This is a genomic window from Actinomadura physcomitrii, from assembly GCF_008923205.2.
Lineage (GTDB): Bacteria > Actinomycetota > Actinomycetes > Streptosporangiales > Streptosporangiaceae > Spirillospora > Spirillospora physcomitrii.
Genome location: NZ_WBMS02000016.1, coordinates 164,843 through 189,540, shown reverse-complemented (window position 1 = coordinate 189,540; position 24,698 = coordinate 164,843). Strand labels below are relative to the sequence as shown.

At 70.7% G+C, this 24,698-nt stretch carries 20 protein-coding genes; 6 read left to right on the top strand and 14 right to left on the bottom strand.

The genetic code is table 11. From position 1 onward, the window contains the following. Window positions 1-213 precede the first annotated feature (213 nt). Together F8568_RS21770 and F8568_RS21765 are read right to left on the bottom strand one after the other, a co-directional pair. The gene (locus F8568_RS21770; protein ID WP_151595590.1) at window positions 214-1,194 is read right to left on the bottom strand and encodes a hypothetical protein; all 981 of its coding nucleotides are present in this window, start codon (window positions 1,192-1,194) and stop codon (window positions 214-216) included. 118 nt (window positions 1,195-1,312) lie between these two features. Further along, complete coding sequence (locus tag F8568_RS21765; protein ID WP_160573708.1) at window positions 1,313-2,389, bottom strand: WD40 repeat domain-containing protein; 1,077 nt, start codon at window positions 2,387-2,389, stop codon at window positions 1,313-1,315. Window positions 2,390-2,623: 234 nt separating this feature from the next. Between F8568_RS21765 and F8568_RS46915 the strand changes: the two genes are divergently transcribed. Beyond that, the gene (locus F8568_RS46915) at window positions 2,624-2,911 is read left to right on the top strand and encodes a hypothetical protein (protein ID WP_202125213.1); all 288 of its coding nucleotides are present in this window, start codon (window positions 2,624-2,626) and stop codon (window positions 2,909-2,911) included. A gap of 102 nt (window positions 2,912-3,013) precedes the next feature. Here the strand turns inward: F8568_RS46915 and F8568_RS21755 are convergent, their stop codons facing one another. The 10 genes from F8568_RS21755 to eccCa all read right to left on the bottom strand — a co-directional run bounded on the left by F8568_RS21755 (window position 3,014) and on the right by eccCa (window position 16,968). Further along, window positions 3,014-4,171 carry a sensor histidine kinase gene (locus tag F8568_RS21755; protein ID WP_160573707.1) on the bottom strand — a complete coding sequence of 386 codons (1,158 nt, stop codon included), beginning with the start codon at window positions 4,169-4,171 and terminating at the stop codon, window positions 3,014-3,016. An 83-nt stretch (window positions 4,172-4,254) separates the two neighbouring features. Continuing rightward, window positions 4,255-4,947 (bottom strand): response regulator, encoded by a 693-nt coding sequence (locus F8568_RS21750; RefSeq protein WP_160573706.1) that lies wholly within the window; start codon window positions 4,945-4,947, stop codon window positions 4,255-4,257. 80 nt (window positions 4,948-5,027) lie between these two features. Beyond that, window positions 5,028-5,519 (bottom strand): nuclear transport factor 2 family protein, encoded by a 492-nt coding sequence (locus F8568_RS21745; protein WP_151595586.1) that lies wholly within the window; start codon window positions 5,517-5,519, stop codon window positions 5,028-5,030. Between the two features lie 57 nt (window positions 5,520-5,576). Further along, on the bottom strand, window positions 5,577-6,755 hold the full coding sequence (locus tag F8568_RS21740) for a serine hydrolase domain-containing protein (RefSeq protein WP_160573705.1): 1,179 nt from the start codon (window positions 6,753-6,755) through the stop codon (window positions 5,577-5,579). 207 nt (window positions 6,756-6,962) lie between these two features. Next, on the bottom strand, window positions 6,963-7,988 hold the full coding sequence (locus F8568_RS21735) for a fumarylacetoacetate hydrolase family protein (RefSeq protein WP_151595584.1): 1,026 nt from the start codon (window positions 7,986-7,988) through the stop codon (window positions 6,963-6,965). A gap of 46 nt (window positions 7,989-8,034) precedes the next feature. Then, a complete protein-coding gene (locus tag F8568_RS21730; protein WP_151595583.1) occupies window positions 8,035-8,469 on the bottom strand; it encodes a VOC family protein in 435 nt (144 codons plus the stop codon). Beyond that, entirely contained in the window at window positions 8,469-9,326 is an 858-nt protein-coding gene (locus F8568_RS21725; protein ID WP_160573704.1) for an enoyl-CoA hydratase/isomerase family protein, read from the bottom strand. Before F8568_RS21725 ends, F8568_RS21730 begins: the two co-directional genes overlap by 1 nt. 131 nt (window positions 9,327-9,457) lie before the next feature. Next, window positions 9,458-10,660, bottom strand: coding sequence for an FAD-dependent oxidoreductase (locus F8568_RS21720; protein ID WP_151595581.1), 1,203 nt, complete (start codon window positions 10,658-10,660; stop codon window positions 9,458-9,460). Window positions 10,661-10,727: 67 nt separating this feature from the next. Beyond that, a complete protein-coding gene (locus tag F8568_RS21715; RefSeq protein ID WP_328600982.1) occupies window positions 10,728-12,803 on the bottom strand; it encodes an acetoacetate--CoA ligase in 2,076 nt (691 codons plus the stop codon). Between the two features lie 205 nt (window positions 12,804-13,008). After that, the gene (gene eccCa, locus F8568_RS21710; protein ID WP_407924482.1) at window positions 13,009-16,968 is read right to left on the bottom strand and encodes a type VII secretion protein EccCa; all 3,960 of its coding nucleotides are present in this window, start codon (window positions 16,966-16,968) and stop codon (window positions 13,009-13,011) included. Between the two features lie 224 nt (window positions 16,969-17,192). Here eccCa and eccD point away from each other — a divergent pair, with 224 nt between their 5' ends. Continuing rightward, on the top strand, window positions 17,193-18,587 hold the full coding sequence (eccD, locus tag F8568_RS21705) for a type VII secretion integral membrane protein EccD (protein ID WP_151595579.1): 1,395 nt from the start codon (window positions 17,193-17,195) through the stop codon (window positions 18,585-18,587). A 17-nt stretch (window positions 18,588-18,604) separates the two neighbouring features. Here the strand turns inward: eccD and F8568_RS21700 are convergent, their stop codons facing one another. Both F8568_RS21700 and F8568_RS21695 read right to left on the bottom strand, forming a co-directional pair. Next, the gene (locus F8568_RS21700; RefSeq protein WP_151595578.1) at window positions 18,605-21,196 is read right to left on the bottom strand and encodes a TPR repeat region-containing protein; all 2,592 of its coding nucleotides are present in this window, start codon (window positions 21,194-21,196) and stop codon (window positions 18,605-18,607) included. 4 nt (window positions 21,197-21,200) lie between these two features. Further along, entirely contained in the window at window positions 21,201-21,539 is a 339-nt protein-coding gene (locus tag F8568_RS21695) for a hypothetical protein (protein WP_151595577.1), read from the bottom strand. Between the two features lie 383 nt (window positions 21,540-21,922). On the opposite strand from F8568_RS21695, the gene F8568_RS21690 reads away from it, so the two are divergent. Genes F8568_RS21690 through F8568_RS21675 form a run of 4 tightly spaced genes read left to right on the top strand, consistent with a single transcriptional unit; the run spans window position 21,923 to window position 24,669 of the window. Beyond that, the gene (locus F8568_RS21690; RefSeq protein ID WP_151595576.1) at window positions 21,923-22,264 is read left to right on the top strand and encodes a hypothetical protein; all 342 of its coding nucleotides are present in this window, start codon (window positions 21,923-21,925) and stop codon (window positions 22,262-22,264) included. 11 nt (window positions 22,265-22,275) lie between these two features. Continuing rightward, window positions 22,276-22,575, top strand: coding sequence for a WXG100 family type VII secretion target (locus tag F8568_RS21685; RefSeq protein WP_160573703.1), 300 nt, complete (start codon window positions 22,276-22,278; stop codon window positions 22,573-22,575). Window positions 22,576-22,631: 56 nt separating this feature from the next. Continuing rightward, complete coding sequence (locus F8568_RS21680; protein ID WP_328600981.1) at window positions 22,632-22,865, top strand: hypothetical protein; 234 nt, start codon at window positions 22,632-22,634, stop codon at window positions 22,863-22,865. A 28-nt stretch (window positions 22,866-22,893) separates the two neighbouring features. Continuing rightward, complete coding sequence (locus F8568_RS21675; RefSeq protein WP_151595575.1) at window positions 22,894-24,669, top strand: NHL repeat-containing protein; 1,776 nt, start codon at window positions 22,894-22,896, stop codon at window positions 24,667-24,669. Window positions 24,670-24,698: the final 29 nt, after the last annotated feature.

Here is a 24,698-nt window from a genome sequence, read left to right as displayed (position 1 = left end):
GGGTGGGCCGCCCGGGACGCCACACCACACCGGACCCAAAGCAAGGCGAACAAGACCATCGGCGGCGCCACCGTACCGACGACGCCATGCTGTCCATGGCCCTTCACCTACGCGACCAATGGCATGGCGCACCGAAGACAACGAACCGACCGGCTGTCCGGTTTAGGCCGAAACGGCCGGGCCGGCCGCCGCCAGGGAGCTACCGGGCCGCAGTCATCGGTTGAGGATTTCTTCCATGGTCTGGAGCGGCAATGCGGGATTGCGCGCAGCCGCTTCAGCGGTGCCGTCGTCGGCCAGCATTTCCAGGAGCCGCGCTGCGGGCAGTCGGGCGTCGGCGGCCGCTGAACGCCGTACCGTCAGGTCGGCATCGTGGCTGAGCGCCTCGATCGATTGAGGCGGGATGTGCGGGTCCATGGTCGCCAACGCGCGCTCACGCGGGTCGGGTGAGGTGGCGTAGCGGTGCAGTCCGGAGCGCGGGAAGTTCGGGTGGCGCAACATCTTGGCCCGGGTATACCCCTCGAACTCCAGAACCGTCCTGAGCAGCAGCTCGCCGGGGGGATCTGGATGGTTCTCAGCCAGGAACAGCCGGACCAGGAAATCTTCGTCGTTGGCCAACGTCTGCACGAGGTCTGGCGGGAGATGCGGGCAGTGCGCGGCGCTGCGCCTCAACGCGGGATGCGCCGAGGTCGCGCACCGGCGCATAATCTCCGCGTCGTCGCACGCCTCGGTCACCCACTCGAGTGGATGGAAGAGCCGGCCGGGATCGTCGGTGTAGTCGATGGCCGCGCGCTGCTCCTCAGTGAGATCGGCCCGCCGGGACACGGCGAGCCGCACCTTCGAATCCGGGTCGATCGCCAGTTCGTCGACGAGATCGGCCGGCAGGCTCGGCTCGGCGGCCGCCCTGGCACGTGTGTCGGCATCGCCATCGGGGGCGAGACGCTCGGCCAGCGGTCGCGCAAGGATCACCCGCTGTGGCGCCCAACGGGAGAGTTCGGTTTCGGACTCGATGATCGCCGTAGGGGCCTGGCGTTGCGTGGCGGCCTGCCGCACCTTGGGGTCGGCATCCGACAGCAGGGCGGCTTTGGCATCGTGCGGCCCCGACTCCAGGAGTCGCAGCAGGATCTGGAGTGGGGCGGCCTGGTTGTAGGCCAGGCCGATCAGCCGAGGATCGGAGTCACCGCAGACACTGCACACAGGCGCCCCTTTCGGCTCCGGTACTCCCGCCCTGAGCATGACGCACGGCTGCCGCTCCCGGTGCCGCCGCCGAAGACCAAAACCTCCGCGACCCGACCAGCCTCACGAAAAATCGGGGCTAGGAGCGAGGAGTGGCCCAGAGAAGGATTCTGTCGTCCCTGTCCCCGGCGGCGATGATTTTGCTGTCAGGGCTGAAGGTGATGGCGTCCGCCGGCGGGTCCGTGCCGCCCAACTTCGCGAGTTGCTGATGCCGGACGAGGTCTTCGACCAGCAGGGGGCCGCCGAGTTCGTAGCCTGCCGCGAGGCCGGCGTCTGGGCTGAGCGTGATCCGGCGGTAGGCCCATGTGGCGTCCGCAAGGTTCGCCACCGGGCGCCGGTTCGCTGGATCCTGGAGACGCAACGTCGGTCGACGAGGGCCGTGACTGGGAAGGGTGCCCATATCGAAGGCCAAGACGTCGACTCCGGCACCGGCACCGGTCAGCGCCGCCAGATGCTCTCCGTCTGGAAGCGTCCATTGCTGCAGCATTTCAGGTTTGCCAGAGGTGTCCTGTTCGCTGGGGAAGGTTGCCGGCTGCGGACTGCCTTCGGGCTGGAGGGGGAGGCGATGGCGGGTCGCCACATCCCAGGCGGCCGCGTCCTTTTCGAGGGAGGCGGCGGCGATGGTCTTCCCGTCCGGGCTGAAGGTCGCGATGTCCCAGCCATAGGAGAGAGCGCCGGAGATGACGGTGATCCGTTGGTGGGCGGCGACATCCCACAGGCACACGACGCCGCCGCTCGACTCTCCGGCCCCGGCGAGAGTCCGGCCGTCCGGGCTGAATGCCAGCCCCATCACATCGACTCCGCCGGACGGCAGGGTGGCGATCTTCCGACCGGTGGCAACGTCCCACAGCATTACTGTTTTACCGCTACTGCTGGCGAGGATTCTGCTATCGGGGCTGAAAGCCAGCGCCTGTATGGAATCAGTGTTCCCGGTCAGGGCGGCGATCGGCTTCTCGGTGGGTGTCGCGCGCGCAGTGTGCATCTGGACGCCGATGAAGATCGCCGCCCCGACCGCTACGGCGACCGCGACCCCCGCAACAAGCCAGCGCCACCCTGGAACGGTTTCGGTCAGAGGTATCCGTACCGACGCGGCTGCCGCGTCGACAGGTGCTTCTTTCGACGCATCGGGCGCCGTGGCATCTTCTAAATCGCCCACAAATGCTCCTTGGAGGCCATTCGATGGCCCGAGGGAGCGGAATCGTTCCCGTCCTCCTCTACGAGTTCGCCGGCCAACTGCGGAGAGGGTTCGGCGAGTCGCCGGGCGCCATGGCTCATCGGAATAATGTAGCCGGAATAGGGCACTTCCGTCGGATGCAGGTCCGCTTGAAGGCGGCTGTACGTGCGGCGTGGCAGAGCCCGGCCGTCGCGGCCGGCCCATGCGCAGGGATACTTGATCCGGTTTCAGTTCCGGGTCAGGGCGGTGGTGACGGTGGGCGCGGACGTCTGGGACAGGCCCGTCGCGGCCGGGTCCGCCCGGCGGTTCCGGCCCGGTGACGTCCTGCTGCCGGCCGTCCGCTTCCGCACCGTCGTCCGCGAGACGGGAGCGGAGGCGGAGTTCCTGCGGCTCGCCGTTCCGGGCGGCGGGGAGCTGGACGTCGGGCTCGACCAGACGGAGATCGGCCAGGCCGTCGGGCTGTCCCGCGGCGTCGTCGGCCGCCGGGCGATCAATGGGACGTGACGTCCCGTGGGTCGGCACGAGCAAGCCGGAGCAGCTTGATCAGACGGGCCTCAGGCCGCGAGGCCGACGAGCACATCGCGCTCTCCGCGCCGTACGACGACATCACCGGTCGTCGAGGAGGGGCACGCGGACGACGAACGTCGTTCCGCTGCCGTTGCTGCTCACCTCGATCACTCCCATCGCCGACTTGACGATCCGGCTGACCAGGCTCAGGCCCGCGCCCAGATGGCCGGCACGCGACGAAGCGCCCCAGGCCGTCGCGTCTTCGAGGGGCATCGACATGCCCGATCCGCAGTCGCGGACGGTGATGTTGAGCGAGCCGTCGCCCGTCCGCACGGAGACGCGTACCCGGCGACGATCGGCGGGCTCATCGGCCACCGCCGCGATCGCGTTGTCGACGAGATTCCCGACGAGGGTGACCATCTGCGAATCGCTGAGCGTCGCGGGCAACCGATCGAGGCTGCTGTCCTCGTCGATCTCGACGGCGATGTCCTGCTGCGCCGCGACCTCGCTGAGCGCGACGAGAAGTCCGGCGATCGTCGGCTGATTGATCCTCGTGCCGACCTCCGACCTGAGTTTCGAGGTCGCATGCGATATCTCGGTGATGAAGTTCAGGGCTTCGGCGGCCTCGCCGATCGCTATCAGGCCCCTGATGGCCTGCAGCCGGTTCGAGTGCTCGTGCGCCTGGTCCTGGAGGGCTCGGACCAGCCGCGCCAGCGCGGTCACCTGGTTGTCCCGGTCGTTGAGGAGCAGCGAGGTCTGCAGGACCCCCGCTGCCACCCGGGCGAACATCTCCACCAGCAGAACCTCGTCCTTTCGCAGGTCGTCAGTGGTTCCGCGGTAGATGTTGAGTGAGCCGATCGCCGATCCGTTGACCAGCATCGGGGAGGCCAGGATGGACCTGTAGCCCTCCTCGCGGGCGAACCTCCACCAGCGCTCGAACTCGGGGTCCCCCAGTACGTCGCGCGCGAGCAGTGCCCGGTGCCCGCGGATCGCGCGCGCGGCGAGGCTGGCGCGGAACTGGTCGGGGTCGTTCTCCATGGTGTCGCGATAGTGGCGGGAGAGACCGTGGCAGGCGGCAAGTCGCAGTCCGCTCGATACCCGGCCGTCGACCAGGACGATGGTCGCCGCCACGGACTCGCTGATGACGGTGTCGGCGACGTCGACGATCCTGGTGAGGGTCTCGTCGATATCGCCATCGGTCGCGCAGTCGATGAGCTGGGCGAGGCTCGCCAGCAAGGTCGCCTCGTGGTCATCCACCACAGGCTCCGGTGGGACGCGAGGTATTCGGGATCTGCGGCACCGAGCTCCTTTCAGGCCACACGACCGCACCGGTCGGCTTATCACTTCTCGCCGTGGCGGGCGCGGGCGACGTACAGTTTCCGGGGCCGCCCCGGTTTGTCGGCGGCATGGTCGACGTCCACTTCGTGCAGCGACACCAGGAATTCCAGGTACCGCCGGGCCGTGACGCGAGAGCTGTCGATACGGTTGGCGACGTCTTCGGCCGAGAGCGGACCCGCCGCGGCGCGCAGGACGCCGCGGACGGTGTCGAGTTTGTCCGCGGACAGTTCCGCGGGGATGTAGGGCTTGGCCGGGGCGACCAACTTGCGCGTCCGGTCGACGTCCTCTTGGGTGAGTGCCGTTGAGGTGGCCTGCGCGAAGATGCTCACGCATTTGCTCAGCACCTGCCTGAGGCGGTCCTCGGTGAACGGCTTGACGAGATAGTCGACCACGCCCAGACGCATCGATTCCCGGACCAGGTCGGTGGACGAGTGCGCGGTGATGGCGATGACCTCGACGCGCCGGCCTTCCGCCCGGATCCTGCGCAGCAGGTCGACGCCGCTGGCGCCGCCCGGCAGCCCGTAGTCCAGCAGCACGAGGTGCGGCTGCAGCGTGTCGATGCTCGTCCACCCGCTGGCCGCCGTGCGCGCCGTCCCGACCACGGTGAAGTGCGGCATCGCCCTGATCAACGTGGCGTAGACGCGGGAGATGACCGCATCGTCTTCGACGATCACGACGCGGAGGCTCGTCGTCATGTGCGGGACCTCCCCCCTCGCCGATCCCGGCGCTGTGCGTGCTCGCCAAGCCGATGCGACCGGTCCGTCCCGGCGGCCCGCTATCGGCCGAGACCGGCCGCGTACCGCTCGGCCGATCGCGCGAAGATGTCGGGCGGGCTGCCCTCGCCGCCCTTGCCGACGACCGTGATCTTCTGCCGCCGCAGCCGCCATTTGCCCTGGTCCCGGACGAGCTCGAACTCATAGGTGCCGTATCCCCAGAACGTATCACCGGGTGCGTCGCCGACCGAGTGGACCGCCCACATGTGAGCGCGCACGGTGGCGGTCGTTCCGTCCAGGGTCACGAGGTGGCCCGCGTTGATGTGCAGCGTGTGCGTGAAGCCCCCGTTGCGCTCTTTCAGGGTCCGCATGAACTCATCGCGGGGGACGGGATGCGGCGCCGCGCCCGGCGCGTCGCTGTCGAGCAGAAACTCGTCGGCCACCAGTTCGGCGACCTTGTCCCAGTCGAAGTGGTCCAAGGCCCAGAAGTACTCTTTCACGGTGTCGGCGACCTGGACTCGATCGATCAGCTCCTGGACGGCGTCGTTGGTCATGGTGGCTCCTCGTCTTTCGGTGGTGCCCGGTTCAGTGCCGGTGAGACGTCGTTCCCGTCAGTCGACGCAGGCCGCCAGGGCCAGGTCGGCGACCTCGCGCAGCCGCACGAAATGGTCGAGTCCCTCGAGGAAGCCGGCGCTGCAGTAGACGAAGGTCAGGTCACGCTCGGGGTCGACGAGCCACATGGTCGAACCGCCGCCGACCGCGCCGAAGGTCCGGGGCGACGCCGTGTGACCGAACGGAGTCAGATGGTGGCCGCTTCCTCGCACGTAGCCGCCGAGCAGGGTGAACTTGGCGGGGAAGGGCTCGATGCCGCGCGCCTCGCAGTCGAAGTCCCAGAAGCCGTTGCGGAGGTCTCCGGTGTGGTTGCGCGCGGCGTAGTCGAACATCGCCTGCGACATCACTCGGTGGCCGGCCCCGGCGCCTCGCCGGCGCAGCGCCTCCGCGAACCTGAAGACGTCGTCGACCGTGCTGAAGGCGCCTCCGGCGGGATGCTCGGCCTTGTCGTCCATGACCGTGTTCAGGCTCTCGAACACGGCCCTTTGGACCACGGCGCCGTCGGTGTCCGCCACCGACACCGGGACCCGGCGCGGCTCGTCGACGGCGAGCCCGAACGCGGTGTCGTCCATCCCGAGCGGCCCGAACAGCTCGTCCTGGGCGATCTGCCGGAAGCCGCGGTGCCGCGGGTCGATGTTCACCAGCGACTGGCCGAGCAGCGCGTAGCTCGCCCACGGGTTGTAGACCACCTGCGTGCCGGGGGTGAAGGCCAGCGGGAGCCCCGAGACCGCCTGGACGTTCTTTCCGAGGTCCCCGGCGTCGGCCATGCTCAGCGGGGGCGGTGGCGGGAACCCGGAATACGTCCCGCCGGAGTGGGTGAGGAGGTGCCGGACGGTCACCCTCTCCTTGCCGCGGACCCCGAACCCGGGGACGAGGTCGGCGACACGGGTGTCGAGCCCCAGCCTGCCCTCGTCGACGGCGCGCAGGACCAGGGCCGCGGTGAACGCCTTGGACAGCGACATCAGGAGGTAGATGTCGTCCTGCCGGGCGGGCCGCCCCGGGGACACCTCCCCGATGTGGTCGCGGTATCCGACCATTCCTCCCCGCGCGACGAGGAAGGACGCCGCACGGTAGCGGCCGGACTTCACGTCCTCGGAGACCTTGCCGCTCAGGCGGCCGAGGGCCTGCTCGTCGAGTCCGGCCGCGTCGGGGTCGGCGCCCCTCAACTCACTGCTCACTGCTTCCCCCACCATGTGCGGATGTTCGGCTGTCAGGCCCCGACTCGAGCGGCCTGCGGCATCGAGGATTACGCTACGGCTTCTGTGACGCACCTAACGGCAAGCGGTCATACGGCGTGAACAAATCGATCCCGTCCGAGGTTCGCCGCTACCGAGGCGGAAACGTCGAGGTGGACGGCACGGCGGGTGACCGTCGTGTTCGGCGCTTCAGCCTCGGTGCCACGACGGGTTGGAACTCTCCGGTTTGGCCGACACCCGGTTCTCCAGGCGCCCGATACCGTCGACGGCGAGCTCGACGACACTGCCCGGCGGGACGTACCGGCCCAGCTCGAGCCCGCATCCGTTGGCGATCGTTCCCCCGCCGATGATGTCGCCGGGCTGCAGTTCCTGTGCCCGGGAGACCCAGGAGACCAGTTCGGGGAAACTGCGGAGCATGTCGCCGATCGTCCCGCGCGACCATTCGACCCCGTCGACGGCCGCGGTCATCACCGCCGTCACGGGGTCGAAGCCGTCGGCCGTGCGAATGCAGGGCCCGATGGAGAAGGCGAAGTCCTTGCCGAGCGCGGGCCCGAGACCGACCTTCATCTCCTCCATCTGGATATCGCGCGCACTCCAGTCATTGAAGATCGTGTACCCGGCGATGTGCTCGGGCGCCTGGTCGACGCTGATGTCGCGCCCGGGTCGCCCGATCACGACGGCCAATTCGAGTTCGTAGTCGAACTCGTCGGTGTAGGACGGGTAGGGGATCTCCGCGCCGGGCCCGAACACGTTGCGGGGGTTGCCCTTCCAGTGGCCCGGAGCGCGGGCCATGTCGGCGATGGAATGCGGGGGCCGCTTGTCGGCGGGAAGGCGCGCGAACGAGTTCTCCACGTGCTCCTTGACCATGAGGAAGTCCCGGATCGTCGGGGGACGGGGCACCGGAGCCAGGATACGGACCTCGGACGTCGCGTAACGGAGGCGCCGCCCCTCCCACACCGTCGCATCCGCCTCCCCGGCCCGGCCGATCGCGTCGGCCGCGAGGTCGGTCGCCGCGCTTCCGAGACCGAGGAAACCGATCATGTCGGCGGGCGCGTCGAGGTCGGCGCGCTCCAGCGGCGCATTCCGTCCCCCGAGGGCCAGCGACCGTGCGACACAGAAGTTGATGTCCCAGATCGCGGCGTCCGCGTCGGTCAGCGCGCCGATACGGGCGAACGGACCTACCGGGGTCGAGACCTCGAATGTCACGAGTTTCATCGGATGCCCCCTTTCAGGCCGGTCGGAGGTGGTGAGCAGGCGACGGTCATGCGCCGGACAATCCGGCGGGCAGCTCGTCCTTCGGCGTCGGGAAACTCCCCTCGATCAGTTCGACCCGCACTCCGCTGGGATCCTGTACGAAGCAGACGCGCAGGTCCGGACGGTCACCGGGGTGGTAAGGGGGCGACTCCGGCTGCACACCGGCCTTGGCGAGCCGCGCGACGAGAGCGTCGAGATCTCCGACGGCCAGCGCCAGGTGTCCGCTGCCGGGGCTGCGGTCGAAGTCCGCCGGGGCATGGTGGTGGGCCGCCAGCTCGATCGTGAGGTCGGGAGCGCCCGGCGCGGCCAGGTAGACGAGCGTCGCGTCCTCCCCCAGCCTGAGGCACCCGGAGATCTCCAGCCCCAGCTCCCGGTAGAAGGCCACCGAAGCCTTCAGATCGCGGGTGCGGATGTTGGCGTGCGCGATGCGAAGTGCCGTCATCACTCGGCCTTCAGGTTCTCGACGTCGTAGTTCTCCTGCGCCATGCCCCAGTAGCCGTGCGTGGCCCAGCTCTCGTTGGCCAGGCCCGCCGGCAGCTCACGGACCAGCAGTTCGCGCCACGGCTGGACGAGAAGGGCACGCGCCATCCGGCGCGCGGAGGGGTGCCGGGGCTTGAAGACGGTGCGGGCGATCTCCCAGGCCCGGTCGAGCAGCCGCTCGTCGGGGACGACCTCGCCGACCAGGCCGAGGTTCAGCAGTTCCTCGGCGTTCATCTCCTGCCCGGTCAGCAGGAAGTACTTGGCCCGGTTGACCCCCATCAGCTCCCGGAAGATGGTCTGGACGCCGTCGCCCGGCACGATCCCCATGCCGGTGTAGTGGCCGTCGGCCATCGTCGTGCTCTCGGAGCAGATGACGATGTCGTTGAGCAGCGCGAGCTCCTGGTGGATGAAGAACGGGCCGTTGATCGCGCCGATCACGGGGATTTCGAGGTTGAGCAGCGCGAACGGCTCGTGGACCTGGTCCTTGTACCAGTACTCGTAGCCCAGTTCGAATGTGTACTCCTTGGTGAAGCCGTAGCGCTCCCAGCCCTCGGGGTCCATCGAACCGAGGAAGCGGTCGCCCGTGCCGGAGAAGATCACCACCTCGTTCTCGGGGTCGTGCCCGATGTCGGCGAATGCCGGAATGAAGGCGCGGTGCAGTTCCAGGCCCCATTTCGCGGGTCCGCCGCCGCTGTGCATCCTGACCTCGATGATGCCGTCCTCGCGGCGCATCGTGAAGTACTCCGACCAGCGCCGGCTGTAGTCCTCGAAGTGGGTCCGGTACATCTTCTTGGCGCTGTACGGCTCATTGTTCGACACGGTCCGCTGCTCCTTCGTCGGGTTCACGGCTGGTCCGCTCGGCCGCGCGGACATCGCTGGTGAACCTATTTCCGCCGCCCGGCCGGATCAACGTTTTGGTCAATCGGCGTGACGCGAACCCGGGGGCTCGATCACCGCAAGGAGAAAACGCGGTCATCCATTTCCTCGAGCTGCGCGACGATCTCACCGGGGCTCTTTTCGCCCACTCGCTTCTGCAGTATCCCGCTCCGGTTCAGGAAGAGGTCGCGCACCGGCCGCAGCGGCGCGGGCACACGATGGAGCACCTGGCCGAGGATGTAGGCGAGCTGGACCTGGCTGGAGGTGTGATGGACGCGGTGGTCCTCGTACCGCCGCAGGGCGGCGGTGACCGCGTCCCGGTCCGCCAGGTCGACGCCCGCGAGCACCTGGCCGAGGAAGTAGCCGTCGCCGATGCCCATGCCCGCGCCGTACGCGGCGTACGGCGAGGTCGCGTGCGCGGAGTCGCCCGCCAGCGTCACCCGTCCCTTCGACCATTTCTTGATGGGCTTGCGGTCGCGTATCTGCCACCGGAAGACGTCTTCGGGACGGGTCGCGGCGACCAGATCGGGCATCGGCGAACCGTAGTCCGCCGCCAGTTTCGCCGCTCGCTCGTGCAGGTCCGCCGGCGGGGGCGTCTCCGGGTCCCAGGCCTCGATGATCCACCACTGGTGTCCGCGGCGGCCGTCGTCGACGATCTCGCTGTAGGAGGCTTGGATGACGCCGTCCAACCCGATCGCGCACACGTCGCGGCGCGCACTCGGGGGCAGGTCGAAGGTGAAGCCGCACAGCACGTGCAGCCGGTGCTCGCGGATGGGCGAAGGGCCCCACAGCGTGGTGCGCACCGTGGAGTTGATCCCGTCGGCGCCGATCACGAGAGCGGCGGAGATCCGCTCCCCGTCCGCGAGCTCGACGAGGACGTCGTCGCCGCGGTCCTTGATCCCGGTGACGGTGCGGTCCGGCTGGAGCACCCCCGCGGGCAGCGCGGCGCTCATCCGGCGGTACAGCGCGGGCCTCAGCAGACCGAAGAACCCGCCGCCGTACGCACCGACCTCGGGTGGGAACTTGATGTCGGCGAGGACGCGGCCGTCCTGCCGCTCGAACACGACCGAGCACGGAGCGCCGAGGTCCCGCGTGTCCACCCCCAGAGCCGCGAGGGCCTTCACGACGGGAGCGAACAGGCTGAGGCCGCTGCCCGCCGGCAGCGCCTCGCTGTAGCGCTCGAGCAGCATGACCTCGTGCCCGATCCGATGCATCGCCAGCGCGGCGGCCATACCCGCCGGACCGGCGCCGACCACGATGACTGGTCCTGTCGTCATTGGTTCCTCCGCGTCGCTCCCACGCCGATGATCATGGTTACGGCGGCCGTCGCCCGACCGGTCGCCGTCATCGCCCGCTCCCCTTGTGCCGCCGGGCGAATTCCGCATAGGCGTCGAGTGCCGACGGGTCCGTCAGCGCTCCAGGTGAGGCGGCGTCGTGAGGTGCGGCGCCCTGCAGGATCCTCTTGACGGGGACCTCGAGCTTCTTGCCTGTGCGGCTGTAAGGAACAGCGGAGACCGGAACGATGATGTCGGGTACGTGGCGCGGTGAGAGCGAACCGCGGATCTCGGCCGCCAGCCTGGCCCTGAGCGAGTCGTCGACCGTGCGGCCCGCCGCCGGCACCACGAAGAGGATCAGCTCGCCCTTGCCGGCATCGGGGTCCTCCAGGTGGACGATCACACTGTCGGCGATCTCGGGGACGTCCTGCAGGACGCGGTAGAACTCCGCGGTGCCCAGCCGTACCCCGCCCCGGTTCAGCGTGGCGTCGGAGCGGCCCGTGATGACACAGGAACCGACCGGGGAGAACCGGCACCAGTCGCCGAAGCGGAAGAGCCCGTCGTACATCTCGAAGTACGCCGCGCGGAACCGGGCGCCGTCCTCGTCGCCCCAGAACCCGAGCGGCATCGACGGCATCGGGGAGGTGATGACGAGTTCGCCGAGTTCCCCCACGACGGCCTTGCCGTCCGGATCGAGGGCGTGCACGTCGACGCCCAGGCTCGCGCCCGACATCTCGCCGGCCCAGACCGGCGTCAGCGGGGAGGCCTGGACCAGGCCGGTGCACACATCGGTGCCACCGCTGCCGACGTTGAGGAGCACGCGGTCGCCGAACTGCTCCGCGACCCAGCGGAAGCCCTCGGCGTGGAACGGGCTGCCCACCACGCTGAGCTGGCGCAGCCTGGAGAGGTCGAACTCCTCGGCGGGACGGACGCCGTCCTTGCGGCAGGCCATCAGGTAACCGGGGCTGGCGCCCATCAGGGTGGCGCCGGTCTCCTCGGCCAGCCGCCACTGGTACCGCAGGTCCGGGTACAGCGGGTTGCCGTCGATCATCACCACGCCGCTGCGGACGAGAAGCGCCGAGACGAGGCTGTTCCACATCATCCACGCGGTCGTGGTGAACCACAGGAGCCGGTCGCCCGGTCCCAGGTCCCAATGGAAGCCGTGGTTCTTGAGGTGCTCCACCAGGATGCCGCCGTGGCCGTGGACGATCGGCTTCGGCCGGCCGGTGGTGCCCGAGGAGAACAGGATGTAGAGCGGGTGGTCGAACGGCACCGGCTCGAACTCCAGTGGCGCCTGCGCGTCGCAGGTCAGGTCCTCCCAGGGAGTGGAGTCCTCGATCGTCAGCGGTCCGTAGGGCACGTGGACGACGTGTGCGACGGTGCCGAGGGCCTCGCGGATCTCCGCGACATCGGCGCGCTTGTCGATCTCCTTCTCGCCGTAGGTGTAGCCGGCGACGGCGAGCAGGACCTTCGGCCCGATCTGCTCGAAGCGTTCGATCACGCTGTGCGCGCCGAATTCGGGGGCGCAGCTCGCCCAGATCGCGCCGAGGCTCGCGGTCGCCAGGAAGGAGACCAGTGCCTCGGGGCAGTTGGGCAGATAGCCGGCGACCCGGTCGCCTCGTCCGACGCCGAGGCGCTGCAGGCCCGCGCGGACGCGGCGCACCTGCTCGGCGAGCTCGGCGAAGGTGAGCTCGACGGTCGGACGGGTCTGGGAGACGGCGACAACGGCCGTCGTGTCGGCGTCCTCGGGCCTGCCGAAGCAGTGCTCGGCATAGTTCAGCGTCGCGCCGGGGAACCAGACCGCGCCGGGCATGGTGCGCTCGACCAGGACGGCGTCATAAGGCGAGTGGGCTCTGACACCGAAGTACTGCCAGATGCTCTCCCAGAAGTCCTCTAGCGCGTCGACCGACCAGCGCCGCAGCTCGTCCCAGGAGCCGAAGTCGAGTCCGCGTTCCTCGCGCAACCAGCGCAGATAGTCCTGGACCCGGGCACGCCGGACGCTGTCGGGGTCGGGCTCGTAGAGGAGTTCGGGCTCAGCGGAAGCGCAGTCCGTACGGGCATGACCGGTGTCGCCGGGGACACCGCCGGCGCGCGGTGTCGAGCCGGACCCGGAATCAGGTGACAGCGATGCGAAGGGGCGGTTCACATTCATCTCTCCACTGGTCGGGCAGGCCGCAACGCCTCACCTCAAGGCGCCCTCGCACGGTAAGGCCGCCGCGCCGACCGGTACAGCCAACCGGTCACACGGCTTGACCGAATACCCGGCGACCGCGGCCATGCCGCGTCCGACCGGCGCTCCGGCACCGGGACGCCTTCGACCATGGCCGGCCGGAGACGCGCCCCGGCCGGCCTCAGCCGGTCACGGGGGCGGTCCAAGCGACCTGGATCTGCTCGGGCGGGACGCCTCGCCGCGCCAGGAGCGCCCGGCCCTCGGGCAGGCGGCGCGAGGCGACGCCGTTGGCCAGCCGGCCCTCCATGCGGTCGCCGGAGAACAGCATCGCCGGCGACGACATCTCGGTGAGCGCCTGCAGCACCGGCTCGTACAGCGCGCGTGCCGCCCCGCCCGTCCGCCGTGCGACGACCACGTGCAGGCCGAGGTCGGCGCCCTGGGGGATGAACTCCAGCAGCGGCGTCAGCGGGTTGGCGGAGCCGGCCGCGGTGAGCAGGTCCAGGTCGTCGACGACGACGAACATCTCCAGGCCCCGCCACCAGGACCGCTCGCGCAGCTGCTTCGGGGTGACGTCCGGGCCGGGCAGGCGCTTGCGGATCTGCTCGGCGACCTCGGTGAGCACCTGCCCCGCCTGAACGCGTTCGGTGCAGTAGGCGAGCTGGTGCGGGGTGTCGATCAGGCCCAGATGACTGCGCCGGGGGTCGAGCAGGACGACGCCCACCTCCTCGTACGGGACGGCGGCGATCTGCCGCAGCAGGGTCCGCAGCAGCGCCGACTTGCCCGTACGGGAGTCGCCGAACACCACCAGATGCGGATCGGCGAGCAGGTCGAGCCGGGCCGGGCCGAGATCGCGGTCGCTGATGCCCAGCAGCGGGGAGGTCACCCTGTCCGGGCGTCCGCCGCCGGGCAGTCCGGCCAGCTCCACCTTCACGGGCAGCGTCCGGACGGCCGCGACCGCGGGCATCGACCAGCGGGCGAGCACCTGGTCGATCAACTCCGCCTCGGCCGCGGGGAGGTCGTCGAGCCCGGTGCCGCCGTCGATGCGGGGCAGCGCGACCTGCGCGAAACGCTCACCGGGCAGCAGCACCCGGCCCGGCACGTCGCGCGGCAGCCGCTCGGCGGCCTTGCGGCCCAGCGCGGAGTCGAACGTGTCGGTCAGCCGGAACTCGATCCGCCCGCCGAACGCCGCCTGCGTCCGCGCCCGCACCTGCGAGGCGGCACCGGCCGTGACGATGGTGTGCAGGCCCAGCGCGGGACCCCTGGTGACCAGGCCCGCCAGCTTCTCGTCGAGGTCGTCGGACGCCTCGCGCGCCGCGGCCATCCCGTCGACGAGCAGGAACACGTCCCCGTACACCGAGGAGGGGAGCCGGCCGTCGGCGCGGGCGCGGCGCAGCGCGGCGGGCGAGTCGAGCCGGTGCAGGCGCATGAGGCGTTCGCGTTCGTCCAGCAGGGCGGTCAGGTCGGAGAGCACCCGCTCCACCCTTTCGGGGTCGGAGCGGGTCGCGACGGACGCGACGTGCGGCAGCCGCTCCAGCGGGGTCAGCGACCCGCCGCCGTAGTCCAGGCAGTAGATCGCGACCCGGCCCGGCGGGTAGCGCAGCGCCAGGCTCGCCGCCAGCGTGCGCAGCAGCACCGACTTGCCGGTCTGCGGGCCGCCGAGCACGATGACGTTGCCGTCGCCGCCCGCGAAGTCCCACCGGGTCGGCTCCTGCCGCTGCTCGCGCGGCAGGTCGGTGCGGCCGAGCACCGCGATGATCTCCTCCGGGTCGGGGTCGCCGCCCGGTTCGTCCCCGACGGCGTCGAGGGGCAGCGCGTCCGGCAGCGGCGGCACCCACACGGGGCGGGCGGGCGGCGCGCCGGCGTCCGCGATGCGGTCCACGATCACCTGGAGCACGCTGCGTCCGGCGGCGCCGGCCTCCGGCGGCGCCCCCTCCTCGGCCGGGACCGGGCCGGCGCGCAGCAGCGGACCGAGGCCGTTGCCGGGCAGCAGCGGCAGCACCGGCAGTTCGGTGCCGCCGCCCGCGCGCGGCGGCGTGTACGGCCCGGACACCATGGCGGCCTTGAACCGCTCGAACACCGAGGTGTCGACCTTGAGGATCCCCGACCCGGGCTCGGGCGGCAGGTGGTAGGCGTCCGGAACGCCGATCGCCTCCCGGCTCTCGCCCTCGGAGAAGGTGCGCAGCCCGATCCGGTACGACAGGTGCGACTCCAGGCCGCGGATCTTGCCGGCCTCCAGCCGCTGCGTGGCCAGCAGCAGGTGGACGCCGATCGAGCGGCCGATCCGGCCCACCGCCAGGAACAGGTCGGCGAAGTCGGGATGGGCGGTGAGCAGCTCGGAGAACTCGTCGATGATGACCAGCAGGTGCGGCAGCGGCTCCAGGTCGGTCCGGCCGCCGTCGCGCAGCTCGGCGTAGGCGTGCACGTTCGGCAGCGCGCCGAGGTCCTTCAGCAGCTGCTGGCGGCGGATCAGCTCGCCGTACAGCGCCTCGTGGAACCGGTCCACCAGGGCGTCGTCGTCGGCCAGGTTGGTGATCATGCCGGCGGAGTGCGGCAGCCCCGCCAGGTCGGCGAAGGTGGCGCCGCCCTTGAAGTCCACCAGCAGCAGCGCCAGCCGGTCCGGCGGATGCGCGATGGCCAGCGCGCCGACGAGGGTCCGCAGCATCTCCGACTTGCCCGAACCGGTGGCGCCCACCACCAGCCCGTGCGGGCCCATGCCGCCGAACGCCGACTCCTTGAGGTCCAGCAGCACCGGCCGTCCGTCCGGCCCCACCCCGATCGGCACCCGCAGGACGTCGCCCGCCGGGCGGGGCCGCCAGGTCCGGGCGGGATCGAGCACCGCGGGATCGGGGACGCCCAGGATGTCGGCCAGCCCGATCGTGGTGTGCAGCGCGTCCCCGCCGTCGTCGGTGGACGCCCGCAACGGGGCCAGCTCCCGTGCCAGCTCGGTCAGCAGCGCCGTCCCCGCTCGGTCGGCCACGCCCGTGACCGGCGCCGGCAGCGGCGGCGGCTCGTCGGGCGCCTCCCCGGAGGTTCCGCCGGAGAGTTCGCCGGGGACGTGCGTCAGCCGCTCCAGGGTGAGGCCCCCGTCGTCGTCCACGGTCACCCGGACCTCGACCCCGTCCGGCTCCTCCCGGCGGTCGGTGACCAGCACGATGACGTGCACGCCGAGCACGGCGGCCGACGGCACCGGCGGCACCGGGTCAAGCCCGGCCAGGGTCGCCTGGTACTCGCCGTCCACGACCACCACCAGCCGGCGCGTTCCCGGCCCCGGCGGCCGGCCGCGCCGCCGCTGCCAGGCGACGGCGCGTTCCTCCATCTCGCCTTCCAGCAGTTCCGCCATGCCCAGCGTGCCGGCGGCGACCAGCCGGGCGGGAAGCGGGCCGTCCAGCAGCCCGTCGGCGGTGTTGTGCGGCAGCCACTTCAGCCAGTCCCACTCCACCGCGAGCCGTTCCGCGCGGACCACGGCCAATCCCGCATCGCCCGGCGACGCCGTCGCCACCAGCTGGGCGACCAGCGCCCGCGCCAGGTCCCGCCCGGCCTGGCGTCCGGCCACGATCGAGACCATCCCGGCCTCGGCCAGCGCCAGCTCCAGCGGCTCCCCCGCCACCCGGCCGTAGTGCTCCACCAGGCGGTCGGCGGCGTCCAGGCAGACCGGGTCGTAGACGGTGAGCGGGTTGTCGCGGTCGATCCGGTCGGTCAGCGGCCGCGCCAGCGGCGCGGTGCCCGTCCCGGCGCGCAGCCGCAGGAAGTCGGGGTCGGACGGGCGGCGCTCCCACCGGCGGGACGGCAGCCGGGCCAGGTCGGGCAGCGCCTCGGGCGGCGGATGCCGCATCGCGCCGGCCTCCCGCTGCGCCGCCACCACCTCGCGTAGCGTGCCGCGCAGCCCGTCGAGGTAGTCCAGGTAGCGCTCCCGCTGCTCGCGGACGCGGCGCCGCGGCCCGTTGTACTGCGCCATGAACATCACCAGGCCGACGCCCACGCTGGCCACCATGAACAGCAGCCCGGCGGCGGCGAACAGCGGCCGGCGGCCCATCGTGATGCTCACCAGTAGACCGCCCGCGCCGGACACCACCGGCATCATCAGCGTCGCGCTCATCCCGCCGACGGGCGCGTTCTCCGGCAGCTGCGGCGGCGCGGCCAGCGCCAGCGGCTCGCCGCCCGGATCGGGCACCGGCCGCCGCGGCGGTCGTCGCACCGGGGTCGTCGCCACCCGAGTTCTCCTCCCGTACACCGGCCGGACGGCTCCCCGTCAACGGCGGCCAGGATGCTGTCGATCGTTCCAGCAGGGTGTTGATCATCCAACCGGTGGGCGACGGGCCGGCGAACGAGAGGTGAGCAGGCCGTGACGGGCGGAGGTGCTCAGGGGTGAATCCCGCGGCGGTGCACGAAGGGGCGGCCCGAGGCGACACCACGCCGGGCGGGTACTGCCGGGTCACGGTCGCGGGGCCGGGCCGCCGCGCCGACCTGGTGCTGCCCGCCGGAGTGCCGGTGGCGGTGCTGATCCCGCAGCTGATGACGATCTGCGTGCCGGACCGCGGCGACCCGGACCCCGCATCCTGGCGGCTCGCCCGCCTCGACGGCCGGGACCTGCCCGCCGGAGCCTCACTGGCCACCGTCGGGATCGCCGACGGCGAGGTGCTGATGCTGCACCCCCGCGCGGTACGGGTCCGGCCCGCCGAGATCGAGGACGTGCGCGGCGCCGTCGAGGACCACGTGGACGGCGCCTGGCTGTGGAAGCCGTCCACCACCCACGGGTTCGCAATGGTGCTGGCCGCGCTCGGACCCCTCGCCGCCGCCATGGCCGCGGGCTGGGCCACCACCTGGGACGTCCCGGCGGGAACGGCCGCCGGGCGGGCGGCCTGCGCGGCGTTCGCGGCCCTGCTCGCGGTGGCGGGCGCGTGGTCGTCCGGCGGCCGGACGGCCCTCGCGCGGCTCATGACCGGCGCGGGATGCGCGTGGGGAGCGCTGGCGGCGGCGCTCGGTGCCGCCGCCGCGGCGGAACCCGCCCCGGAACCGTCCGTCCTCGCGGTCCTGGCCGCCACCGGGCTGCTCGGCACGGCGGGGCTCGCCTGGTCCCTCGCCCCGTCCGCGCTGCCGGTTCTGAGCGGGTCCGCGGTGGTCGTCGTGGCGGCGGGCGTGGTGGCGGCCGGCGACCTCCTCCGCGACCCCGGCCTCGGCCTCGGCACGGGCGCGGTGCTGCTCGTCCTCGCCGCCGGGGCGCTCCCCCGCGTCGCGATGACGCTGGGCGGGCTCGCCGGCGTCGACCGGCGGGCCCGCGACGACGGACGGGTCCCCACCGTCCGCCTCGACGACCGGCTCCGCACCACCGAGGACCTGCTCATCGGGGCACTGGCGGGGCTGTCCGGCGGCGCCTGCGCGCTGCTGGCGCTGCTGGCCGCCGGCGACGGCCGCGACCGGCTGCTGGCCGCCGTGACCTCACTCGCCCTGCTGCTGCGCTCCCGGCTGTTCGACCGCGTCCCGCACGCCCTGGGCCCCCGCCTGGCCGGCGTCGCCGGCCTGGGGGCCGCGGCCGTCGCCGCGGCCTCCGGGTCCGGCTCCCTCTCCGGCTGGACGCCCGCCCTCGCCCTGGCGGCGGCACTCGCCGTCGCGGGCCTGAGCGCCGTCCCGCTCACGCCCGTGCCCCGCGCCCGACTGCGCCGCCTCCTCGACTGGACCGAACTGGCCGTGGTGGCGGCGATGGTCGTCACCGCCGCCTACACTTTCGGCCTCCTCGACCACCTCGGCCCCCTGCCGTTCTGACCGCCGGACCGCCGGGGTCAGGGGATGTTTTTGTCCTCGGTCACGAACCTCTTGTACTCCTCGGGGCTGGAGGGGACGTACTTGTCGTAGAAGTCGAGGTAGGCATCGCTCTGTGCGTCCAAGAACTGCTGACGCTTCGGTGCCACGTCGGGCCTGTCCAATACCGGTAGGATGGCGTCCATCGCTTCGTCCTGCAGCTTGGCATTGATCTCGTCAAGATTCTTGACCGGACGCTCTGGGTCGCCGGTCAGCAAGCTGAGGTCGGCGGCAGGATAAGGGCTCTCAGGGTCCGGGCTCTGCACGGCGGGGATATCGCCGACAGGGACGTCACCGTTCTGCACCGCGGCTTCGAGCAGGGTCAGTTCCGTCTGGCGAGCCAGAGGTGAACGGCCGTTGTTCGGAACCACGTGGGGATCCAGGATCTCGACTTCGGGAAGCTTCTGGTTCACGTACTCGTGATACGAGTACCATGAGGCGGCCGAACCGAATACGGTCTTGATGCTGGCCCCTATTAGATCTTTGTATTCTTTTCCGGCGAGGCCGGCGAAGCGAAGCGGGGCATAGTTACCGAGGATCTCCTTAGCCGTGCCGGACAGGGCGATCTTGCTTGCATACTCCCGTTTGGCGGCGTCGACCCGGGCGGCGTGCAGGTCATCGGTGCGGTCCATGGCCTCGGCCACCAGGCCCGCGTGCAGCAGGGCGCGCAGCCTGCCGTTGGCGGACCCGTACGTGTTCGGGTCGCCCTGCTCATAATACTGATGAATATTGTCTTTCTGGTACAACTCTACGGCGGTCGCGAGCTGGAGAGCGGCGCCCGGGTCGCCGGAGATCAGTTCGAAGAACCGGGCGCGGGCACGCGGCGGAATGTCCAGATGACCCTTCTCGTACGTGGTGGAGGTCGCCGTACTCGGCTCGGAGGCGAAGTCATCGAAATACTGGCCGGCGATCTTCGCGAACTCTCGGGACAGTTCGGGATTGACCATGCCCACGGACGGCGCGTCCGGATCAGAGGAAGGACCGAAGAAAATCCCCCTCAGTTCCGTGGCGAAGTCGGTGAAGGCCGCACCGTCGTGTACGGGTGGGATGTCGGTCAGGGTCGAATAGAGTCCATCTTCTCCGACGCCGGTGACGGTGTTGATGAGAGCGGTGGCGGCGTCGGCCGCCAGATACCTTTCCAGGTCGTTTTGATAGTAGGGGCTGTCCTCGTGGATCCAGGACGTGAGGGAACTCGCGGCACTTCCGCCATCGCTCCATTCGAAGGTGTACAGTCTCGTCAGCAGGTCTACGGTCTCCTTGCCTCCGAGCCCCGGATCGAATGTACCGGTGAGGATCGCGTGATCGGCCTCGATGTTGCGCGTGGCGACATGCAGCATCCGGATAATGGGCCAGTCGTTCGGCAGGTCGGCGAACGCCGTGTCCCGTTTGGCGCTGGACCGGTTGTCGTGATCCATGTAGTACAGGGACGCGGTCACGAGCTGGGTGGAGAACTCTTTCCCGCCAGTGGCGGTGGTGCCGTCGAGCAACTGGGCCATCGTGACGTAGTCCCGGCCCCAGCTCTCTTCCGTCGTCGAGCCTTCATAGGTGTACGGCAGGCCGCGGCCGAACACGTCCCGGACTGATTGGGGCAGCTTGTCGTAGCCGCCGCCGAGCCTCTCGTTCGAGAGCATCAGCAGGCCGTCGCCCAGCGCCTGAAGCGTGTCCCTCCTGAGGAGCGGATCGTCGCCTAGCGACGAGTCGCCCTTGCCGTTGATGAAGGCCGGGAGCTCTGTGAACAGATCTTCGCCCAGCGTGCCGTAGAACTTCTCCAGGTACGCGATCGTCCGGTAGTCCAGCTGCCCGCCGCTCGCCTGAAGTTGGCGGCCTTGCAAGGACGCGGCGTTCAGCGCCGCGATCATGGCGGCGTAATCCGCGTCGGGCGGGAGCTCACCGTTCAGGTACTGCTTGAACCTGTCGGCGTCCAGCTCGGCTTTGTCCGGGTTCAACGGCAGCGGAGCCGCGGGGCCGTTCACGTTGTACGGGGCCCAGGACAGCGCCTCCTGGACGATGAGACGCCGTACGTTCTCCGGGGTCGGCCCTTCGGTGAGACGCTTACCGAGATCGGAGGCCGTCTCCTGCAGGGTGTTCCATTCCCGGGTGGCCAGGTTGGTCAACTCCGTGAGTTTGCTCTGCTTCGCCAGGTTAAAACTGAAATTGTAGCTTTCGGTGTTCGCCTTCGCCAGCGCAGCCTGCTGGTCTGCCGGAAGCGTCTTTTCCTGATCTGACAGGTCCCGGTGCACGACCCCGAAATTCGTGCTTTCAGCGGTGTTCCACTCGTTGATGAGATCCTGGCGTTTGCGCTTGTACTCCCGGACCGCGTTGGCCCAGACCTGCGTCACGCCGGCACCGTAGTAGATGGCCTGGGTGGCGGACTTCCAGAGCCCCTCGTTGTAACCGGCCTGCGACGAGATCTCTTGCGCGATGATGTCGGAGAAGCTGATCGCCGCGCCGTCGAGGGCCGCCCTCAGGTCGCCCGAGCGGCCGAGGATGTAGCCGGCCGTCCTCCAGAAGTCCTCCACGTGCGCGTCGAGCGCGTCGGGGTTCGCGGCGGTGTCGGGGGGGTCGAAGGCCATCAGGTCACTCCCGGACGGTCTCGAGGTTGATCGACCGCAGCAGCGCCTGGCGGGCGTCCATATCGGCGGTGATCCCGGCGTCGTTGTTGTGGACCTGGACCGCGGCGGACGTGATGTTGCCGCTGAACGTTATTCCATGCGCCTCAACCTCGGCGATCGTTGTCATGAACTGCTCGCCGTACGAGAGATAGCCGGGTTGTATCGGCGGTTCGGCCGCGGCGTCCCTCGTGCCCCTCACTACTTGATCGAACATGAAGGTGACGTTCGCGAAGCTGATGGCGATCGTTCCCGCGAGCCGCCCGTCGGCCGCCGCTGCGGTTGGGTTCGCCCCGACCTCAGTCATTCAGCCTCCCCTTCTGGAGTTTTTCCTCCAGAAAATAGGCGATTCTGGGAGGCCGCGCCGTGAAGGCCGGGTAAACATTTCAGTAGGAAATATTCACCTGGTGGACACCCTCGCTTAATCGACCGTCGGAGGGTCTGGCTGGGCGGTCATCGGCGATCGGCGGAGGGAGGAGTCCGGATATGGACCGTCGCGGATCCGCGACGGGCGGCTGCCTGTGGCGCCCTCGGCCCGTTCTCCTCCCGCTTTCCGGTGACCGTTTCATGGACGCGGCAGGTAGACGGATGTTCACCCACACGTCGCTTGCTGATCACCTGAATGGATTTGGCTTACCCGACGGGTCCTGGTCTGAGTACCGGGGCGATCGGATGCGACTTGGAGGCGGTATGGGGGCCGAATTCATCGGGCTCACCCAGGGCGAGGCCCTGGGACAGGGCGGCGACCAGCTCAGCGCCGAGGCGCGGAACCTGCTCGCCCAGGTGCAGAGGCTGGGCGCGGACATGGAACGGGCCGGGGAGGCGATCCAGGGGGCCGGGCTGTCCTCCCTGAACGGGGCGATCGGCGAGCTGCTGGAGCGCTGCGGGGAGCTGATCCGCTGGTGCGACCAGAACGGCGTCAAGCTCGTCACCGCCAACAACGAAGTCGGCCAGACCGTCACGCAGACGGTCGACGACTTCGGCGCGGCCAAGAACCAGTTCACTTCGCTCGAACGTCCCATCACGGTCTGAGAGGGCATCCCATGGGCAACAATGCGGGCTTCGAGGTCTACGGCCACTCCGGCAAGCTGTCCGGGCTGGCCGGCGAGCAGGCGCAGCACCTGGGCAAGCTGCGCGCCCTGCTGACCGCGATCGACGGTCAGGCGCGCACGACGCTGAGCAAGTGGGAGGGCGCGGGCCAGGGCAACGCGGCCAGGCTGTTCGACGAGTACCAGCAGCACTTCCAGCAGGTGAACGCCGCGTTCCAGAAGCTGGTCACCAGTACCGAGGGCGCCGGGAACGAGTACGCCGCGCTGGGTCGCCGGTTGGAAGGGATGTTCTGACGGGACCGGTACGCGGCGGCGGCGCGTTCGAGGCGACACCGTCGGCCGAGCGGTACGTGCTGCAGGCCGACGCGTTGCGCCGCCGCCAGCTGAACGGGGCGCTGCTGTACGGGTCGGGCCGCAGTTGGCGCCGCCGTCAGCGGATCTGGCCCGCCGTGGTGGCGGGGGCGGTCGTCCTCGCCGTCATCGTCGGTGCGCTCACGCTGGCCGCGGCGTTCCAGCGGCAGCGGGAGCTGAATCGGGAGCAGGAACTGCGTGGCGGAGGCGCGACGTCGACCGTCGTGCCGTAGCCGTCCGGGGAACGAAAGGGAGCCGTCAGTGCGGCAGCAGGGGACCGGGGTTCTGGCACGGGCTCGGGTCGGGGGCTGGGCCACCGCGGCGGTGATCGCCTTGGCGCTGCTGGCCAGCATGCTCGGCGGCGGCCGGGTCGGGCACGCCACCACCGCCTCCGACGGGAGTGCGTGGCTGTGGAGCCGGCCCGCCGGGACGGTCAGCAAGGTCAATGCGCAGACCGGGCGGGTGGACCGCACCCTGGCGGTTCCCGGGGCGCGCGGGAACCGGGTGCGGGTCACGCAGGACGACCGGCATCTGCTGATCCACGATCTGGACACCGGCAGGGTGTCCTCGCTCGATCTCAACTCGCTGGGCCTGTCCGGGCGCGCGGACGTGGGCACGCGGGGCGACCCGCATCTGGCGATGGGGAACGGCGCCGCCGCGGTGATCGAGCGCACCGGCGGTGAGGTGCGCGCGGTCGACCCGGCCACGCTGCGGCCCACCGGCTCGGTGCTGCGGCTGCCCGGGCCGCTGGTCGGCGGCGAGTTCGACGGCTCGGGCCTGCTGTGGGTGGCGGTGCCGCAGCAGGGCACCGTCGCGGGGCTGAAGGTCACCGCGCAAGGGCCCGCCGTGGTCCGGACGATCGAGGTCGCCGAGCCGGGACGCGACCTCGCGCTGACCGTGCTGGACCGGGGCGCGCTGGTGGCCGACCGCGGCGGCCGGGATCTGGTCGTTGCGGGCGGTGACGGGAACCGCCGCCGGCTGACCGCCCCGGTGCCACTGGCGGGCGCGATCATGCCGGACCGCACCTACGGGGCGCTGGCCGCGGTGACCGTGCCCGCAGCCGGGGCCGTGGTCACCGTCGCGGACGTGGGCAAGGGCGGTCCGATCCGCTCGTTCCCGCTGCGCGACCCGGTGCAGGAGCCGGCGGTGCCGTTCGCGGGCAAGGTGTACGTGGCCGCCCGGGAGACGGGCCAGGTTCGTGTGCACGACCCGTCCGGTCCTCAGACGAGCGTGCTGACGATGCCGTCCGGGCGGGGCGACCTCGAGCTTCAGGTGCGGGAGGGCAGCCTGTTCGTCAACGCTCCGGGCAGCCCGGAAGCGCAGGTCGTCGGTTCCGACGGCCGGGCCCGCACGGTCGGCAAGTACGGGGACGGCACCGGGCAGGGCGGCGGCAACGGTCCCGGCACGCCGCCGGGGACGGTTCCACCGCGCGTGGCGGCTCCACCGGCCGCGCCGAGCTTCCCCGAGCCCGCGGACACGCGGCGGCCGGTGGTCGACCTGCGCCCGAACGTCCCGGATGACGAGCCGCCCGCGGCGCCGTCGGCGAAACCCGGCAAACCGTCGCCCAAGCCGTCCGGGAAGCCGAGCCCGAAGTCCGCGCCACGGGATCAGGGGGCTTCGCCGGCGCCGCGGACGCAGCCGTCCACCGGGCGGCCCGCATCGAACCCGGCTCCCGCCCCGGCCGCGTCTCCGCCTCCGGCCGCCAACCCGTACTCGCCGCAGCAGGTCTGCAACAGCCAGGGCGGCGACTACAAGGTGCAGCGGTCCTCGTCCTTCGCGGGCGGGCGCGTCTACCAGCTCTACAGCGCCGCCACCAAGAAGAACTGCGCGGTCGCGATGAAGACGTCCGGCATCGGAACGGCGTCCACCGCCTGGGTCCGGCTGGAGAGCCAGAACGGCGGGAAGGTCGCCTCCGACAGCGGCTCCTTCAAGTACTACGCCGGCCCGGTGTACCTGCTCGCGCCCGGCGACTGCGTCCGGTATTCGGGCGGCGCGAACGGCGGCAGCACCTCCGCGGGCTGGGCGAACTGCGGCTGACCCGCCCGCCATGCGCCCGTACGAACCGA

Coding starts and splice junctions, on each gene's coding strand:
- F8568_RS21695 (WP_151595577.1), bottom strand. CDS start 21,539: ATGACTGAGGTCGGGGCGAACCCAACCGCAGCGGCGGCCGACGGGCGG.
- F8568_RS21700 (WP_151595578.1), bottom strand. CDS start 21,196: ATGGCCTTCGACCCCCCCGACACCGCCGCGAACCCCGACGCGCTCGAC.
- F8568_RS21690 (WP_151595576.1), top strand. CDS start 21,923: ATGGGGGCCGAATTCATCGGGCTCACCCAGGGCGAGGCCCTGGGACAG.
- F8568_RS21685 (WP_160573703.1), top strand. CDS start 22,276: ATGGGCAACAATGCGGGCTTCGAGGTCTACGGCCACTCCGGCAAGCTG.
- F8568_RS21730 (WP_151595583.1), bottom strand. CDS start 8,469: ATGACGGCACTTCGCATCGCGCACGCCAACATCCGCACCCGCGATCTG.
- F8568_RS21720 (WP_151595581.1), bottom strand. CDS start 10,660: ATGACGACAGGACCAGTCATCGTGGTCGGCGCCGGTCCGGCGGGTATG.
- F8568_RS21750 (WP_160573706.1), bottom strand. CDS start 4,947: ATGACGACGAGCCTCCGCGTCGTGATCGTCGAAGACGATGCGGTCATC.
- F8568_RS21745 (WP_151595586.1), bottom strand. CDS start 5,519: ATGACCAACGACGCCGTCCAGGAGCTGATCGATCGAGTCCAGGTCGCC.
- F8568_RS21735 (WP_151595584.1), bottom strand. CDS start 7,988: ATGAAACTCGTGACATTCGAGGTCTCGACCCCGGTAGGTCCGTTCGCC.